The following is a 15,317-nucleotide window of genomic DNA, read 5'->3' as shown; positions in this document are numbered from 1 at the left end:
GCGGAGGATCGCCGCCGGCGTGCCGCCGGCGTCGGTCTCGCGGCCGGAACGCTCAGTCCGCGGCGGCGCGGACCCGTCCCGGCATGTTCACGACGATGTACTCGTCCTCGATCGCGATCGGGAACGTCTGAGCCTCGAACGGCCCGGGTCGCAGGCCGGGGGCCGAGAGGCCCGTACCCGCCGTCGCATCGCTGCCCGCGCAGGAGGTCGGAGCCGCGACACCCGAGTCGACGTCGGTCACGACGTCGGATCCCTGGGCGACCGCGACGGGGTAGGACCGGACAGCCGATCGCGTGTACGACTTCCCGGAGACGATGTCGAACTCCCACCCGTGCCACGGGCACTGGATGAGGTGCTGCTTCTCCTGCCAGTCGATCTCCCCGGGCGTGTCGGCCTCGATCCGACCGAGGACCGATCCGCGACACAGCTCGGCACCGCGGTGCGGACACCGGTTGAGCAGCGCGTAGTAGGACCCGCCGACGTTGAAGATCCCGACGGACCGTCCTTGGAGGGTGACGATCACCCGTCCGCCGTCGGGGATCTCGCCCACACGGGCCACGACATGTTTCGACACTTGGGTTCCTTTCGAAGGCTGATGGCGCCCCGGGGTCGACGGCCACGACGACCGTACCTCGGAGCGGCGTCTCAGGTGATGGGTTCAGGCTGCAGCACGATCGGCATAGCAGCGGCTCACGAGCCCCGCGACGGAGATGTCGGGCGCGAGGACCTCGCCGGTCAGTCGTCCCTCGCGCATCACCAGGACCCGGGAGCACGTCTCGACGAGCTCCTCGAACTCCGACGATACGAAGATGACCCCGTGCCCCTGGGCCGCGAGCTTCTCCATGCGGGCGTACAGCTCGCGCTTGCCCGACACGTCGACGCCGAGCGTCGGCTCGTCGAAGATGAAGACGCGCGCGCCGTGAATCAGCCACTTCGCGAGGACGACCTTCTGCTGGTTGCCTCCCGAGAGCGTGCCGACGACGGTCTCCGGGGACGGTGCTCGCACCGCGAGGTCGGACATCTGTTCGACCGCCGCACGCCGTTCGCGGGCGAGGCTCGGCACCGGGAGGCCCGGTACCCGCCGGAACCGGCGGATCGCCGGGAGCGTCATGTTCTGCCTGATGGACTGCTCGAGGATGAGCCCGTGGCGCCGGCGGTCCTCCGGCAGCAGGACGATCCCGGCCCGCAGTGCGTCCCGCGGCGACTTGATGGTGACGGCCTCGCCGTCGACCAGGATCTCGCCCCCGGTCGCCCGGTCCGCGCCGTAGATGAGCCGCATGAGCTCCGAGCGCCCGGCGCCGACCATGCCGGCGAGACCCAGGACCTCACCGGCGGCGAGCGAGAACGAGGCGTCCTCGACGATCCCAGCGCGGGAGAGGCCCCGGACGTCCAGGAGCTTCGTACTGTCCGCGCTCGCCATGGCCTGACGTTGCGTCTCGAGGGACGCGCGGGTCACCCCGACCCGTGCGGCCTCGGGGACGCCAGTGATGTGCTCGATCAGCTTCGTGGTGGACGCGCCGGCCGTCGGGAAGGCGCCCGTGACCCTGCCGCCGCGCATGACGACGACGCGATCGGTGAGCGCGGTGATCTCGTCGAGCCGATGGGAGACGTAGACAACGGCCGTGCCCTGTGCCGCCAGTCGCCGCAGCACGTCGTGCAGCATCTCGATCTCGTCGGCGGTCAGGGAAGCGGACGGCTCGTCCAGGACGATCATCTGCGCGTCCGCCGCGATGCCGCGGGCAATCGTGAGGAGCCGCTGGTCGACGACCGAGAGGCTCGAGGCAAGCGCCTCCGGATCCATCCTCGCCCCCAGCCGGTCGAGCACCGCGACCGCGTTGCGCTTCAGCGCGCCGCGGTCGATCCTGCCCTGGCGCTTGGGGAACCCCAGACCGAGCTGCACGTTCTCCGCGACCGAGAGGTTGGGGACGTCCGACCGCTCCTGGTGGACGAACGCCAGTCCCAGTCCCGTCGCGATGCTCGGGCGGTCGATGACGACGGGGGCGCCGGAGACGCTGATGGTGCCCTCGTCGGGGATGACCGCCCCCGCGAGCATCTTGATGAGCGTGCTCTTCCCGGCGCCGTTGGGACCGACGAGCCCGACGATCTCCCCGCGGGACACCGCGAAGTCGACGCCCTGCGCCGCCTGGACGCCGGGGTAGGCCTTCGAGAGCCCCCGCGCCTCGACGAACAGCGATGCCTGCGACACGTCGTCCCCGGTCATGCGGTGCGCTGCCCGAGGCGGCTCAGCAGGACGGCGGCGATGAGGATCGCTCCCTGCACCAGGTTGATCACGAAGGTGTCGAGGTTGAGCATGCTCAGGCCGGTGTTGATCACCTGCAGGAAGAGCACGCCCACGATCGCGCCGGGGATCGTGAACTGCCCGGGCCGGAACGCCGCGGACCCGAGGAAGACGGCCGCATAGGTCGGTAGGAGGTACGCGGACCCGACGCCCGGGGCGTAGGAGCCGGACTGGGACGCCAGGAGCACCCCGGCGATCGCGGCGGTGAAGCCGACCGCCGCGAAGCCGATGAGCCGCAGCCGCAGGATCGGGACGCCGGCGAGTCGTGCGGCCTCCGAGTTCCCGCCAATCGCGTACATGAAGCGCCCGGACTCGGTCTTGTCGAGCGCGAACCAGCCGATCGCGCAGACGATGACCGCGATCCAGAACACGTTGCTCAGCCCCAGGATCGGGGCGTTCTGGCCGATGCTGGTGAAGGCTGCGGGCAGCTCGGCGATGATGTTCTGCTGGTCGGTGACGGCGAACTCCACGCCGACGACGACGGTGCTCATCGCGAGCGTGATGATGAACGACGCCGCGCCGAGCCGGGCGATGAGGAAGCCATTGGCGAGTCCCACGGCCACGCCGGCCGCCAGGCCGACGAGAAGCGCGGGGACCCACGGAACGCCCGACTTCACGATCATCGCGATCACGAGGCCCATCGCGAGGTTCGTGGTCGCGCCGAACGAGAGGTCGAAGTCCTGCATCACGAGGACCGTGGTCAGACCGACCGCCAGGATCATCGCCGGCGCGGCCTGGGCGAGGATCGCCTGGAGGTTGCTGACCGTCGCGAAGCTGTCGGGCCGCGCGACGCAGAACGCCACGATCATCAGCACGAGGGCGATGACGACGCCGTAGCGCAGGGAGACGGACTGGATCAGCTCCCGGCTGCCCGGCCGGGCCGAGGAGGGACCGTCCGGCGCGCCCATGGGCCCGACGGACGGCACGTCCGTGGCGCTCACGTTCGCCACCTCACTCACCGTATTCCGTTCGCCACATCGCGTTGAAGAACGAGACGAAGTCGTTGTCCGGGTTCGGCTTGCCATCCGTCACGGCGGTCGCGATGTTGGCCTTGTCCAGGACCTTGTAGGTGTAGACCGGGAAGCCCTCGAGCTCGTAGGAACCGGCGAGCGACGGGTTCGCCTGCTCGCCGGTCAGCACGCGCGCGGCGGAGTCGAGGGCGACGTAGGCGCCGCCTTCGATGTTGGTCCAGGAGGAGGCCTGGAACTTGCCCGAACGGATGTCCTGCTGGTTCTCGAGCGCGCCGCCGAAGGTGATCGCCGCGGGACGATCGGGGTACTGCTTGGAGCCGAACTTCTGGTCCGTCGCCTGGATCTGGCCCGCTAGCGTCGCCTCGTACGAGTTGTAGATCACGTCGGCGTTCGGGTGCTGCTGAAGAAGCGTCGCGGTGTTCGTCTTCGCGCTGCCCAGCAGGTCCTTCGTGTCGATGTTCTTCGAAGCCGTCCAGGAGGCTCCGGGGACGCCGGCGTCTGCCAGGCCCTCGAGGAAGCCGGAGTCACGGTCGACGTAGGCGGGGCCGGGGAACGTCAAGCGGAGGAGGGTCTTGGCCTTGGCGCCGTACTCCTTGCCCGCCCACTTGCCGAGGGCGACGCCCGCCGCTTTGAAGCTCGGGGCGTAGACGCCGGTGAAGAGCGGGCTCTCCGCGACCGGTGCGCCGTAGCTGAAGACCGGGATGCCCTTCTGCTTGGCGAGCTTGAGGCCGGCGCCGATGATCGAGGGCTCGATCGCGAGGGTGAAGGCGGCCTTGACGTTCTGGCTCGTGAGGGACACGAGGCAGGTGTTCATCTTGACGGGGTCGCCCTGGCCGTCGCAGACCTTGGTCGTCCATCCGAGTTGCTTGGCGGCCAGGACGAGCGAGTTCTCGGCGTTCTTCGCGACCTCCGACTGGCCGGCGACCTGGACCAGGCCGATCGTGACCTTCGGGAGCTTGTGGGTCCCGCGCCTCTTGCCGGCTGCCTCGCCGAGCGCGGACGCCTTCTGGGCGGCGGTCCCGCTCTGGGCGACGATGATGGCGCTGCCCTTGGACGCCGACTCCGACCCGCCGGACCCGCAGCCGATGAGCCCACCGGCGGCCAGCGTTGCTGCCGACATTGAAACGGCAAACCGCGATCTCGTGAACACGAAACTCTCCACTCGTTGCACTTCAGCGCCGCATGTGCGGGCCGTTGGTCGTTGTCGTTCGGACGAACATCACACTCCAGTCCGACGGGACGTGAACGTACAACCGGTAGATCTTCGAAGGCAAAGGCGGACTTCCGCACAGTGAAACTCACGAGTCTTCGCGGATGCCTACCTCGGCATAGTGACGAACGACGGGTGCAGCCACCAAATATCTGGCGACGTGCGAGCGCCATTCGGCCAGAAGCGGCGAGGACGCGAAGTCAACGGTGTGGCGCTCCAGCGTTGTCCATTCGACCTCGACCACGTAGTCGCCCGGGGACTCGATGCACTCCAGTACCCGGACGCCGAGGCAGCCGCCCGCACGAAGGAGGACGCGACGGCCGGCTGCCAACGCACCCTTGAAGTCGGCCGCGTCCCGGGGGCGAACCCTGAGCACCGCGTGCTCGACGACCGGTGCCGGGCCACCGGCGGGCGCGGGCGTGCTCACAGGTCGAGGACGAGGCGATCGGAGTGGGCGCGGGAGCAGCAGACCATCATGGTCTCTCCGGCGTCCTGCTCGTCGGCGGTCAGGTACGAGTCCCGGTGATCGATGTCGCCGAATAGCACGCCGGTCTCGCAGGTCCCGCAGGTCCCCTCCCGGCACGACGTCGGGACGTCGATCCCGATCCTCTCGAGCGCGTCGACGACCGCCTCGTCGGGCCCCACCCGGACCGTCGCGCCGCTCGATTCGACGACGATCTCGAAGCTGCGACGCTCGCCGGCGAGCGCGCCCGGGCGCGGGTGGAACCGCTCGACGTTGAGTGTTCCGCGGTTTCCGGTTGCGCAATGCCTCTCGATCGCCTCGAGCAGCGGCTCGGGTCCGCAGGCGTAGATCGCCAGATCGCCGCCGCCCTCCGGGAGGGCACCGGCGAGGTCGAGGAGCCCGTGGGAGTCGGCCGGCCAGAACGTGACGCGGTCGCCGTGTCGAACGAGCTCGGACCCGAACGCCATCGACCCCAGGGTCCTGCCGCCGTAGAGCAGCCGCCAATCGGCGGACCGGGCATCGACCGCGGCGATCATCGGGAGCAGCGGCGTGATGCCGATCCCCCCGGCGACGAAGAGGTACCGCTCCGCCTCGACGAGGGGGAAATGGTGGCGAGGCCCGCGGATCGCGACGGCGTCGCCGACGTGAAGCCCGTCGTGGACCCACTCGGACCCACCGCGGCTCGCCGGCTCGCGCAAGACCGCGATCCTCCACGTGTACGGATCGTCGAGATCGCCGCAGAGCGAGTACTGCCGCTCGAGTTCCGTGCCGGCGCCCAGGTCGATGTGCGCGCCGGGCTCCCAACGGGGGAAGGCGGATCCGTCGGGACGGCGCAGCTCGACGGCGACGACGCCGCGAGCGACGACGGTCTTCGTGGCCACCACCGTGGCCATCACAATCAGGTCGTCCATGACACCCCAAACTTCAGACTGGTTCACCACAGGTAAACCAACATTGCAGTGCCGGTAATTCTCTCACGAGAGGCATCGAATCACGGGCCCCGTGTTCCACACGGCGGAAAGGCTCATCAACCGCAAACGAATGCAGTTCAGCGGCCACTCAGTTCGACACCGACTCACTCGGCGCCTCGCGTATGACCGCTCGGCGATCCGGTTCACTCTCAACAGGCGCACTGGCCATCGAGCGGCGCCCGACGGCGATCGCGAGGAACACCGCCCCCAAGGACGCGGCCACACCGACCCAGAGCGCTGCGGCGTAGCCGCCCACCGCTGGGAAGCGGCCGCCTGCCGCGGTCGCGTGCCCGAGGATCGCGCCGGCCAGTGCGCTTCCCGACGTGAAGCCGATGTACCGGACGACTTGGTAGAAGCCGAGCACGCTCCCGATCTCGCGCTTCGGCACGAGCTTGGTGAGGAACATCGGCAGCGCCGCGAACGACCAGCCGAATCCCAAGCCGATCAGGCCCATCGCCACGAAGGCGTGCCAGAGCGCCGAGTGCACCTCGACGTAGAAGATCCCGCCGAGGGTGATGACGGCCGACCCGGCCGCGAGCAGCGCGGGCGTCCCGACGCGAGGGATCAGCGGCCGCACCGTGCGGCTCGCCAGGACGCTGAACACCGAGAACGGGACGAGGCACAGGCCGGCCACCAACGGCGACACCTGGATTGCGCTGCCGTCCGAGCCCTGGACGAACTCGGTGACGAGGGTGAGGAACATGTACATCGCGAACCCGAGGACGAGCGCCGTCACGATCGTCAGGACTACGGCACGTTCGCGCATCTGGCGCAGGTCGACCAGCGGGTGGTCTACCGCGAGCTGGTGGCGGACCCACACCGAGAGAGCGAGACCGGAGACGACGACGAACGCCACGATCCAAGCGGTGCTCACCCCTTGCGCTCCCGCCTGCGTGATCGCGAGCAGCAGTGCCGAGAGCCCGATCGCGAGAACCAAGGCACCCATGAGGTCGAGCGGCGCCCGTTGCGCCCCGGAGCTGCGGGGGATCACGAGGACCCCGGCGATCAGCGCCGCTCCGCTGACGAGGCCGCCGAAGGCGAAGGCCGTGTGGACGTCCGCACGCTCGGCGATCAGACCGCTGATCGGGTAGCCGGCGCCCACTCCGGCCGCGGCCGTGACGGACAGCACCCCGATCACCTCGCCGGCGCGGTCCTCGGGCAGGTGATGCCGCGCGATCGCCATCGCGAGCGGCGCGAGTCCCAGTCCGATGCCCTGCATGGCTCGGCCGAGGAGGAGGAGCGGCATGGTCGAACCGAGCCCGGCGAGGACGCTTCCGGCGAACACGATGCCGAGCCCGCCGATGATCGCCGTGCGTCGGTGGGGACCGTCTCCGAGGCGTCCCAGGACGGGCGCGGCCACGGTCGCCGAGAGCAGGGCGATCGTGAGCGACCACTGTGCGTCTCGCAGCGGGACGTCGAACGCCTTCGCAACCGTGGGGATCAGCGGGGCGCCCAGGCTGCTGACGATCGAGACGATCGCCGTGATCCCGATGAGAACCGGCACGAGCAGCCGATGGGGCTGCTCGTCGTCGACCGGTTGCCCGGTCACGAGCGTCCCTGGCGACCGGGCACCCGCACCACGACGAGGTGGCTGGGAGTCTTGGGCCGTCCTCCGCCGGATCCCGGGCCGGCGCTCATTCCGTGCCGCTGAGCAGCTGGAACCGGACGCCGAGCGCGGAGGCTGCGCGCAGGAAGATCGTGCTCCGGTCGCCGAGGTCGATCGGCGACTCCGTTTCGCTCTCGGCGCCGAGCGCGCGGAGCGTCGCGAGCACGTCGTCGAGGTCCGAGACCTCGAAAGCGAGGTGGTCCAGCCGCGCCGGTGCGCCGTCGAGGGCGACTCGCCTGGCCTCGGCGTCCCCGCGTTCCACGATCTCGACCTGGACGCTGCCGACGGAGAGCATCACCGCACGCATGCCCGCGGCCTCGTCGATGATGGTCTCCACCACCTGCAGGCCGAACGCCTGCTCGAGGAACGTCACGACCGGCTCGGCATCCTGGACGACGAGGCCGACGTGGTGGAGCTGCGCCGCGACGTCCGCTCGATCCGTGGCTGGGGTCCCTGACACCGTTGACATGCCGCGATCGTAGGGCGAGGCCCGGGCCCCGACGACCCGGCCGTTCCGCATCGTGGATTCGGCCCAAGAGGAGGGACCTAGACCCCCCGCGGCGCGCTAGGCGGTGGCGTACGCCCAGTGCGACGGGCCCTCGTATCCGAGGGCCGCGGAGGCCTCCGCGGCGGCGCAGCTGATCAGCTCGCCGAACTCCTCCGCGATGTCGCGGGCGAGCCGCTCGGGCACCGCCGTGAGCACGGAGATCCCGAGCGCGCCCACGACGCCACCGGAGGCGTCGAACAACGGCGAGGCGATGCCGTGGGTCAGCTGTCCATACTCGCAGTCGCTCGTCGCGAAGCCGCGCTGCCGGATCACCGCGACCTCCGCCAGGAGGTCGTCGACGTTCGTGATGGTGTTCGGGGTGTACCGCTCGAACGCGTCGGTCCGCCGCAGCTTCGCGACCGTCTTCCGGCCGGCGTACGCCAGGCTCAGCTTGCCCGAGGCCGTCGCGTGGGACGGAAGTCGCGCTCCGACTTCCACGTTGAACGACCCCACGTCGGCGTCGCCGATCTGGTCGATCAACAACGCCGAGATGTCGTCGACGGCGAACAGGTTCGTCGTCTGCCGCGAGACACGGTGCACGCGGCCGACGAACGGCGCGACGGTCTCGGTGAACTGGGCGACTCCCGCGGCGGCACGATCCCCGAGCCGCGCGGCCCGGACACCCATCCCGTACTCGCCACTGGCCAGACGGCGCACGTGGCCGGACCTGGCGAGCGTGTCCAGGAGCCGGTGGGTCGTGCTCGGGCGCAACCCGGTGTCTCGAGCGAGGTCCGAGAGACGCCGCGGACCGTCGCTGAGGTGCTCGAGGATGTCCAGAGCACGGGCGACGGACTCGACCCCCCGATTGTCGGACCTGTCCTTCGCGTCCATTGCGCAGCCTTCCATCGGTGCAGAGCGCGAGCACCCTCTCACGCCGCATGCCGGGCGTCAACGGCCCCGGACGTCCGTCCGCTCCGGTGGGCCGCGGTTTCCCGCCAGGAGGAAACGACGGGTTCTCGTTGGCGGAGTTCGGACCTAGGGTGCGCCGAGCACATCGGAAAAGGACGACGCATGAACCCCGCAATCATCACCGCAGCCCTGACGGGACCGATCGCGACCACACGTGACAACCCGAACCTGCCGGTGACGCCCGAGCAGATCGCGGCGGAGGCGAAGGCCGCCTACGACGCCGGAGCGGCGGTCGTCCACGTCCACGTCCGCGACGAGGACGGCAACCCGACCGCCGACGTCGCCGTCGCCGAGCGCACGACCCGGTTGATCGAGGAGGCGTGCCCGGTCCACGTGCAGCTGTCGACAGGAGTGGGTCTGTCGGTGCCGTTCGAGGACCGGGCCGGGATCGTCGAGGCGCGTCCCCGGATGGCGACGCTCAACGTCTGCTCGATGACGTTCGGTGGCGGCGAGTTCCGCAACCCGCCCGAGGGCGTCCGACGCCTCGCCGCTCGCATGCGAGAGCTCGACGTCATCCCCGAGCTGGAGCTCTACGACACGGGCCACCTGGACATGGCGCTCAGCCTGCTCGAGGAGGGTCTGCTCGTCGAGCCGCTCAACGTCTCCCTCGTGCTCGGCGTGCGTCACGGCGGAATGGCGGCGACGCCCGAGAACATGCTCAAGGTCGTCCGAGAGCTCCCCGCGGGGACCGCGTGGCAGGTCATCGCCATCGGCCGCACGAACCTGCAGATGACGGCCATGGGCCTCGCGCTCGGCGGCAACGCCCGTACAGGGATGGAGGACACCCTGACGTTGCGCAGGGGTGTCCCGGTCTCGAACAACGCGGAGCTCGTGCGGCGGCTGGTCGGCGTCGCTCGCGCGCTCGAGCGGGAGCCGGCGACCGTCGAGGAGGTCGGGACACTCCTCGGATCGCATTCCGAGCGCCTCGCCGCGGGGGCGTAGCCGACGCCCTCCCAGCGCGTCGGGCCGAAGGTCGTGGCCGGCCCCGACGCGGCGCTGGCGGACGTCCCGTCGGGTGCGTCGATCGGGGTCGGTGGGTTCGGCCTGTCGGGCAATCCCGAGACCGCCATCGCGGCGCTCCGCGACGTCGGCGCGGACGACCTCACGATCGTCTCCAACAACTGCGGCGTCGACGACCAGGCCTCGGGATCCTCCTGGCCGACCGGCAGCACACGACTCGCGACGGGCGGCCACGGATCAAGGCCGAGTGCGACCTGCCGCTCACCGGCAAGGGCGTCGTCGACCGCCTCATCTCCGACCTCGCCGTCTTCGACCGCAACTCGATGGGCTGCTCCTGCTGGAGGCCCTCGGAGGCGCCACCGTCGACGAGATCCGCGAGAAGACCGAAGCCGCGCCCGGGGCCGCATCCCGTCGCGCCGGTCCCGTCGCAGAGACCGCGGGTGCTGCGTGGTGAGGGCGCCGGACCCGAGCCCGGACGACGTGGACACCGAGCGCCCCGGCCCCGCGGATCCGGGACGGCGTCGCCCGATGCGCCAGCTCAGACCGATGGTCGTCCCGGTGTGACGGGACGTGGTCGACCATTCCTCGGCAGGGCTCAGGGAATCACGACCACGTCCCTTCCAGACGGACCGACCTTGCCTATCAGACCACCAGCCCGTGGCGGACCGTGTTCTCCGTCACCGTTCGCGCCTCGACGAACTGCAGCAGGTAGTCCGGGCCGCCGGCCTTCGGACCGGTGCCGGACATCCGACCGCCGCCGAACGGCTGACGTCCGACCATCGCCCCGGTGATGTCGCGGTTGACGTAGAGGTTGCCGACCGGGGTCCGCCGGATCACCGCGGCGATGGTACGCGGGCTCCGCGAGTAGATGCCGCCGGTGAGGGCGAAGCGCGATGCGTCGACGACGTCGCACGCCGCGTGAACGGACGGCACCCGCTCGACGGAGAGCACCGGGCCGAAGATCTCGTCGGTGACGACCGGCGAGTCCCCCGGGAGGTCGACGAAGAGCGTCGGGGCGGCGTAGTAGCCGTCCCCGGGCACGTCGACCGTCGCCGCCGGCGTGCCTCCGAGCTCGATGTACCGGCGGATGCGCGACTGCGATTCGAGGTCGATGACCGGCGGGACGTCCGTCCCGAAGTCCTCCGCCGGGCCGACCTGCAGCGTGCCGAGCGCCCCCACGAGGCGTTCGATCAGGTCATCGGCGACGGCCTCGTGCACGAGGACCCGGGACGCGGCCGAGCACTTCTGGCCGGCGAACGCGAAGGCGGACTTCAGGACGCCCGGGACGACGTCGTCGAGATCCGCGTCGGAGTCGACGATGATGCAGTTCTTGCCGCCCATCTCGGCGACCACCTTCTTGATGTGGGTCTGGTCGGGTCCGACGCGCGCCGCCTGCTCCAGGATCTGGAGGCCCGCCGCACAGGATCCGGTGAACGCGATCGTGTGGACGCCGGGGTGCGCGACCAGCGCCTTGCCGATCGCGTCGCCGCCCGGGAGGAACTGGACGACGTCTCGCGGGACGCCCGCACCGTGCAGCGCGTCGACGAGCAGCCGGGCGCACGCCGGCGCCTGCTCTGCCGGCTTGAGGATCACCGTGTTGCCGGCAGCGAGGGCGGCCGACGCCATCCCGGCCGCGATGGCGAGCGGGAAGTTCCACGGAGCGATGACGGCAGCGACGCCGCGGCCGACGTACCTCAGGGTGTTGCGCTCGCCGGGCATCTGGGTCAGCGGCCGCCCGTCGTCGAGCGCCGCCGCTCCGAGCGCGTAGTACTCCAGGAAGTCGATGGCCTCGCAGACGTCGCCGTCGGCCTCCTGCCACGGCTTGCCGCATTCGCGGAGCGCCACGGCGGCGGCCTCGAGGCGGCGCTCGCGCAGGATCGCGGCGGCGCGCTGCAGGAGGACACCGCGCTCCTGCCCGCTCCGGGCCGACCACCCGGCGTACGCACGCCCGGCCTCGGCGACGGCGACCGCCGCCTGATGGACCGTCGCCTCCTGGACCTCGGCGACGACGCGATCCGGTCGACCGGGGTCCACCGAAGCGGTCGTGTCGCCACCGGGGCCTTCCCCGGCGACCGCGGAACGGACCAGCAGGGGGAGCCGCGCGTCCAGCTCGGCGAGTGCGGCGACCACGCGGGCCCGGACCTCGGGACGCCGGAACTCGAGAGCGGGCTCGTTGATGAAGGTCATGGCGTCTCCAGGAGGGTGTGGGTGTCGGCGCCCTTGGCCTGGGCACCGAGGAACGAGTCGTTGCTGGTGTTCTCGAGCAGGCGGCGGACGAGATAGGCCATGCCGGCGACGAGGTCGCCGACCGGGCAGTAGCAGCGCACGCGGTGCCCGGTCCTCACGAGCGCCCGCATCGTGTCGTCGCCCAGCCCGCGCAGGACCTGCAGCTCGATGTCCGCGGAACGGCGCTCCGCGTAGCTGACCGCGTGGGCGATCGAGCGCAGGTTGTGGGACGCGATCGCCGCGCGGACGCGACCGGAGGTCGACGCGTCGACGAGGCGTCGGGTCAGTGTCTCGAAGTTGCGATCGCAGGCCCGGCGGTCCTGGAACACGGGGACCGGCCACCCGTGCTGGGTGGCCTGGATCACCTCGTGGTCCCAGTAGGCGCCCTTGACCAGGCGGACCGTGAACGGCACGGTCCGCGGGACTCGTCCGACCCAGTCGAGGAGCCGGTCCAGATGGGCCGGCGACTCCGTCAAGTACGCCTGCAGGACGATGCCCGCGCTGGGCCCGTCCGCGAACTCGTCCTCGGACAGCAGGGCCAGGAGCAGGTCGGTGATCGACTCGCGCGTGTCGAGCGACTCCATGTCGACGTGGACGTGCGCCCCGACGTCGCGGGCGACACGCAGCAACCGCCGAAGGCGTTCCTCGGCGCCCCGGACGCCCCGGTGGGGGGCGTGCGCGCGGATCGCGGGTGTCAGGGCCGACACCTTCACGGAGAGGTTGACGCGCGGGATGGCACCTCCGGCGTCGTGCTCCAGCCGCGGACGGGCCGGCCACGATCGCGCGGCGCCGTCGAGCGCACGGAGCGTGCTCTCGCAGCGCCGGGCGTAGGACTCGGCCTCCGCCTCCGTCACGGTCGTTTCCCCCAGGAGGTCGACGGTCGCGGATGCTCCGCCGTCCCAGAGCGCGCCGATGCCGGGTAGCGCGGCGGTCGCGTCGGCCCCGATGATGAAGCGGTGCGCCATCTGCCGGACGCCCGCGGCCGCGACGGCCGCCGTCGCCGTCCGCGTCGGCGATCGACCGGCGAGGCCCGCGCCGAGACCCGCGAGGCGCGACCCCTGGGCGGCGTCGAGCAGCTCGGCGAGATGGTCCGCGAGGTCCGCGCGCGTCCGGCAGGCGGGCCGGACGTCCACGAAGCGAAAGACGGCCGCACGCAGCTCCTCGTCGTCCATCATGGCGCCCATGACGCGCCGCTCCACGATCGCCTTCGGTGCGTGGCTCCTCCGCGGAAGGGCGGCGGCGATCCGCTCCCCGTGGCGCAGGATCGCGAGCTCCGAGGCGTCGGTGTCGCTGGTGATCGACGGCATGGGACGATCATGGTCCCGCGGCCGCCTGGGCACCACCCGCGATCGTCTGGCGTCATGCGACGCTCCGCGGCCCTCCGGCCCGGCACGCTGGTCCACGTGCGGGGCCGGACTCGGACCGGTCAACGGATGTCCGATCGCGCGACGGCCGATCAAGGCTTGACACGGAGCGACTGAGATTTCTACCGTTGCTGTTGCACGAACTGTTCTTCGAACTACGGAGGTTTGAGTCATGGCCATCGTTCGTTGGGAGCCCGCGCGCGACGTCGCTTCGCTTCAGCAGGACGTCAACCGGGTGTTCGCGTCGTTCGTCGGCCCGAGCGCCTCGAGCACCAGCACGGCCCGCTGGATCCCGCCGGTGGACCTGGAGGAGATGGACGAGTCGTTCCTGCTCGTCGCCGACCTGCCCGGCGTCGCGGCGGACGACGTGGCGATCGACGTCGAGGGCGACGTCCTGACCCTCAGCGGCGCCCGGGTGCGGAGCCGTCGCGACGGCGCGGAGACCGTGCGGTCCGAGCGCGGATACGGCACGTTCGAGCGGCGCCTGACCCTGCCCGAGGGCGTGGACCCCGAGGGCATCACCGCGTCGTTCGACCGCGGGGTCCTCGAGATCGAGGTGCCGAAGCCGGCGAAGGCGCGTCCGCGCCGGGTGTCGATCCAGGTCGGAAGCACGCCGCGCACGATCGACGGCGGCCACGACGACTCCGGCGGCGAGGACGCGGGCGCGCCGGCTCGCGCGCCGCGCGGAGGTTCGCCGGAGCCGGCGGGCGCGGCCGCGTAGCGCCCCGGGTCCGGGGAGCCTGGGAGGGGCGCCCCGGACCGGGGCACGCCTGACGGCCCCTGGCTTCGGCCGGTGCTCCGGTGGGCAGTCGGCCCTTCATGCCCACGCGGACCGTCGTCATCACCGGAGCATCGGCCGGTCTCGGCCGCGCGATCGCACGGCGGCTCGCGAGCGACGGCCACCGCCGCGCGCTGATCGCTCGCGGTCGGGCCGGACTCCGAGCCGCCGCCGCGGCGGGCACGTCCGCGCGATCTGCCGCTCCCCCGCGCGCGGGGCCCGATCCGGCGGCCGCGGGGCGTCGGCCAAGACGCCTACCGCACGCGCAGCGTCCGCTTGGAGCGCAGGACCGTCCGGCCCTGCTTCACGAGGACGACGCTCACGGTGTAGGTGCCCTTCGGGAGCCCCGTCGTCGAGCCCAGGGGCAGGTCGACCGTCGCGCCCGGGACGATCGAGGTGGCGCGGACCGTGGCCGCGCGGGTGCCGCGGGCGCCCGTGATGCGCACGTCGCCCGTGACCGCGCCGATCGTGTTGCCCGTGTTCTTCACCGGCAGCCGGAGCGCGCTGCCCTTGCGTCGCAGCGACGAGGCGTGCACGGTGAGGTGGCGCCGGGACGCCGCCGGGTTCAGCCGGAGGCTGCCGATCAGGCGGTAGGCGGCGGTGATGCCGCGCTTCTTCGCCTTGCCGGTCGGGAGCCCCACGGTCTCGACCGCGCCGTAGATCGACCCGGACTTCGGGACGCTCCTGACCGTCACCGTCACGGTCCGCCGGCCGCCGGGCGCCAGCGTGAACGTGCGGGCGCTCACCTTCAGCCGCGAGAGCAGCGTGCGGTGGCGGTCGGGGACCACCGCGCCGGTGCTGCGCGACTGCGCCCACGGCCGCGGGGTGACGGTGATCTTCAGCGGTGCGTTCGTGCTGTTGACGACCGTGACGGGGGTCGTCGCGCCGCGCGCGGCGGTGTGCTCGACGATCGCCGGGCTGACGGAGAGGGCTCCGCCGGCGGCGTTCGCGGCGGCCGGGGCCATCGCGGCGGCGGACGCGGCGACGGCGGCGGTGAGGAGGAGGCGGTTCAT

Annotated in this window: 15 protein-coding genes and 1 pseudogene; 4 read left to right on the top strand and 12 right to left on the bottom strand. The window is 71.4% G+C overall.

What is annotated here, in order from left to right:
• Positions 1-52: 52 nt before the first annotated feature.
• From AB0L40_RS01860 to AB0L40_RS01820, 9 genes are all read right to left on the bottom strand, one after another.
• Positions 53-574, bottom strand: coding sequence for a Rieske (2Fe-2S) protein (locus AB0L40_RS01860; RefSeq protein WP_364348292.1), 522 nt, complete (start codon positions 572-574; stop codon positions 53-55).
• Positions 575-658: 84 nt separating this feature from the next.
• Complete coding sequence (locus AB0L40_RS01855; RefSeq protein WP_364348289.1) at positions 659-2,221, bottom strand: sugar ABC transporter ATP-binding protein; 1,563 nt, start codon at positions 2,219-2,221, stop codon at positions 659-661.
• On the bottom strand, positions 2,218-3,240 hold the full coding sequence (locus AB0L40_RS01850; RefSeq protein ID WP_364348286.1) for an ABC transporter permease: 1,023 nt from the start codon (positions 3,238-3,240) through the stop codon (positions 2,218-2,220). The genes AB0L40_RS01855 and AB0L40_RS01850 overlap by 4 nt, the downstream gene beginning before the upstream one ends.
• A 10-nt stretch (positions 3,241-3,250) precedes the next feature.
• Complete coding sequence (locus tag AB0L40_RS01845) at positions 3,251-4,390, bottom strand: sugar ABC transporter substrate-binding protein (protein WP_364348283.1); 1,140 nt, start codon at positions 4,388-4,390, stop codon at positions 3,251-3,253.
• 178 nt (positions 4,391-4,568) lie between these two features.
• A complete protein-coding gene (locus tag AB0L40_RS01840) occupies positions 4,569-4,907 on the bottom strand; it encodes an antibiotic biosynthesis monooxygenase (protein ID WP_364348280.1) in 339 nt (112 codons plus the stop codon).
• Positions 4,904-5,854, bottom strand: a complete 951-nt coding sequence (locus tag AB0L40_RS01835) for a PDR/VanB family oxidoreductase (RefSeq protein WP_364348277.1) — start codon at positions 5,852-5,854, stop codon at positions 4,904-4,906. Before AB0L40_RS01835 ends, AB0L40_RS01840 begins: the two co-directional genes overlap by 4 nt.
• A 148-nt stretch (positions 5,855-6,002) precedes the next feature.
• Positions 6,003-7,463: an MFS transporter gene (locus tag AB0L40_RS01830; protein WP_364348274.1), complete on the bottom strand. Its 1,461-nt coding sequence runs from the start codon at positions 7,461-7,463 to the stop codon at positions 6,003-6,005.
• An 85-nt stretch (positions 7,464-7,548) separates the two neighbouring features.
• Positions 7,549-7,989, bottom strand: coding sequence for a VOC family protein (locus AB0L40_RS01825; RefSeq protein WP_364348271.1), 441 nt, complete (start codon positions 7,987-7,989; stop codon positions 7,549-7,551).
• Between the two features lie 96 nt (positions 7,990-8,085).
• On the bottom strand, positions 8,086-8,898 hold the full coding sequence (locus tag AB0L40_RS01820; protein ID WP_364348268.1) for an IclR family transcriptional regulator: 813 nt from the start codon (positions 8,896-8,898) through the stop codon (positions 8,086-8,088).
• A gap of 180 nt (positions 8,899-9,078) precedes the next feature.
• Here AB0L40_RS01820 and AB0L40_RS01815 point away from each other — a divergent pair, with 180 nt between their 5' ends.
• Together AB0L40_RS01815 and AB0L40_RS01810 are read left to right on the top strand one after the other, a co-directional pair.
• A complete protein-coding gene (locus AB0L40_RS01815) occupies positions 9,079-9,918 on the top strand; it encodes a 3-keto-5-aminohexanoate cleavage protein (protein WP_364348265.1) in 840 nt (279 codons plus the stop codon).
• 33 nt (positions 9,919-9,951) lie between these two features.
• Positions 9,952-10,500: a CoA-transferase gene (locus tag AB0L40_RS01810; RefSeq protein WP_364348262.1), complete on the top strand. Its 549-nt coding sequence runs from the start codon at positions 9,952-9,954 to the stop codon at positions 10,498-10,500.
• A gap of 78 nt (positions 10,501-10,578) precedes the next feature.
• Here AB0L40_RS01810 and AB0L40_RS01805 read toward each other — a convergent pair whose 3' ends face one another.
• Together AB0L40_RS01805 and AB0L40_RS01800 are read right to left on the bottom strand one after the other, a co-directional pair.
• Complete coding sequence (locus AB0L40_RS01805) at positions 10,579-12,123, bottom strand: aldehyde dehydrogenase family protein (protein ID WP_364348259.1); 1,545 nt, start codon at positions 12,121-12,123, stop codon at positions 10,579-10,581.
• A complete protein-coding gene (locus tag AB0L40_RS01800) occupies positions 12,120-13,469 on the bottom strand; it encodes a proline dehydrogenase family protein (protein WP_364348256.1) in 1,350 nt (449 codons plus the stop codon). The genes AB0L40_RS01805 and AB0L40_RS01800 overlap by 4 nt, the downstream gene beginning before the upstream one ends.
• A gap of 229 nt (positions 13,470-13,698) precedes the next feature.
• Here AB0L40_RS01800 and AB0L40_RS01795 point away from each other — a divergent pair, with 229 nt between their 5' ends.
• Positions 13,699-14,247, top strand: coding sequence for an Hsp20/alpha crystallin family protein (locus AB0L40_RS01795; protein WP_364348253.1), 549 nt, complete (start codon positions 13,699-13,701; stop codon positions 14,245-14,247).
• A gap of 98 nt (positions 14,248-14,345) precedes the next feature.
• Positions 14,346-14,471 (top strand): annotated as a pseudogene (locus tag AB0L40_RS01790) (SDR family NAD(P)-dependent oxidoreductase); the annotation flags it as partial.
• An 87-nt stretch (positions 14,472-14,558) separates the two neighbouring features.
• Here AB0L40_RS01790 and AB0L40_RS01785 read toward each other — a convergent pair.
• Complete coding sequence (locus tag AB0L40_RS01785) at positions 14,559-15,317, bottom strand: hypothetical protein (protein WP_364348250.1); 759 nt, start codon at positions 15,315-15,317, stop codon at positions 14,559-14,561.

The organism is Patulibacter sp. NPDC049589, from assembly GCF_040675535.1.
Taxonomy (GTDB): Bacteria; Actinomycetota; Thermoleophilia; order Solirubrobacterales; family Solirubrobacteraceae; genus Patulibacter.
The sequence above is the reverse complement of the archived record's forward strand: the minus strand, read 5'-3'. Positions and strand labels throughout refer to the sequence as shown.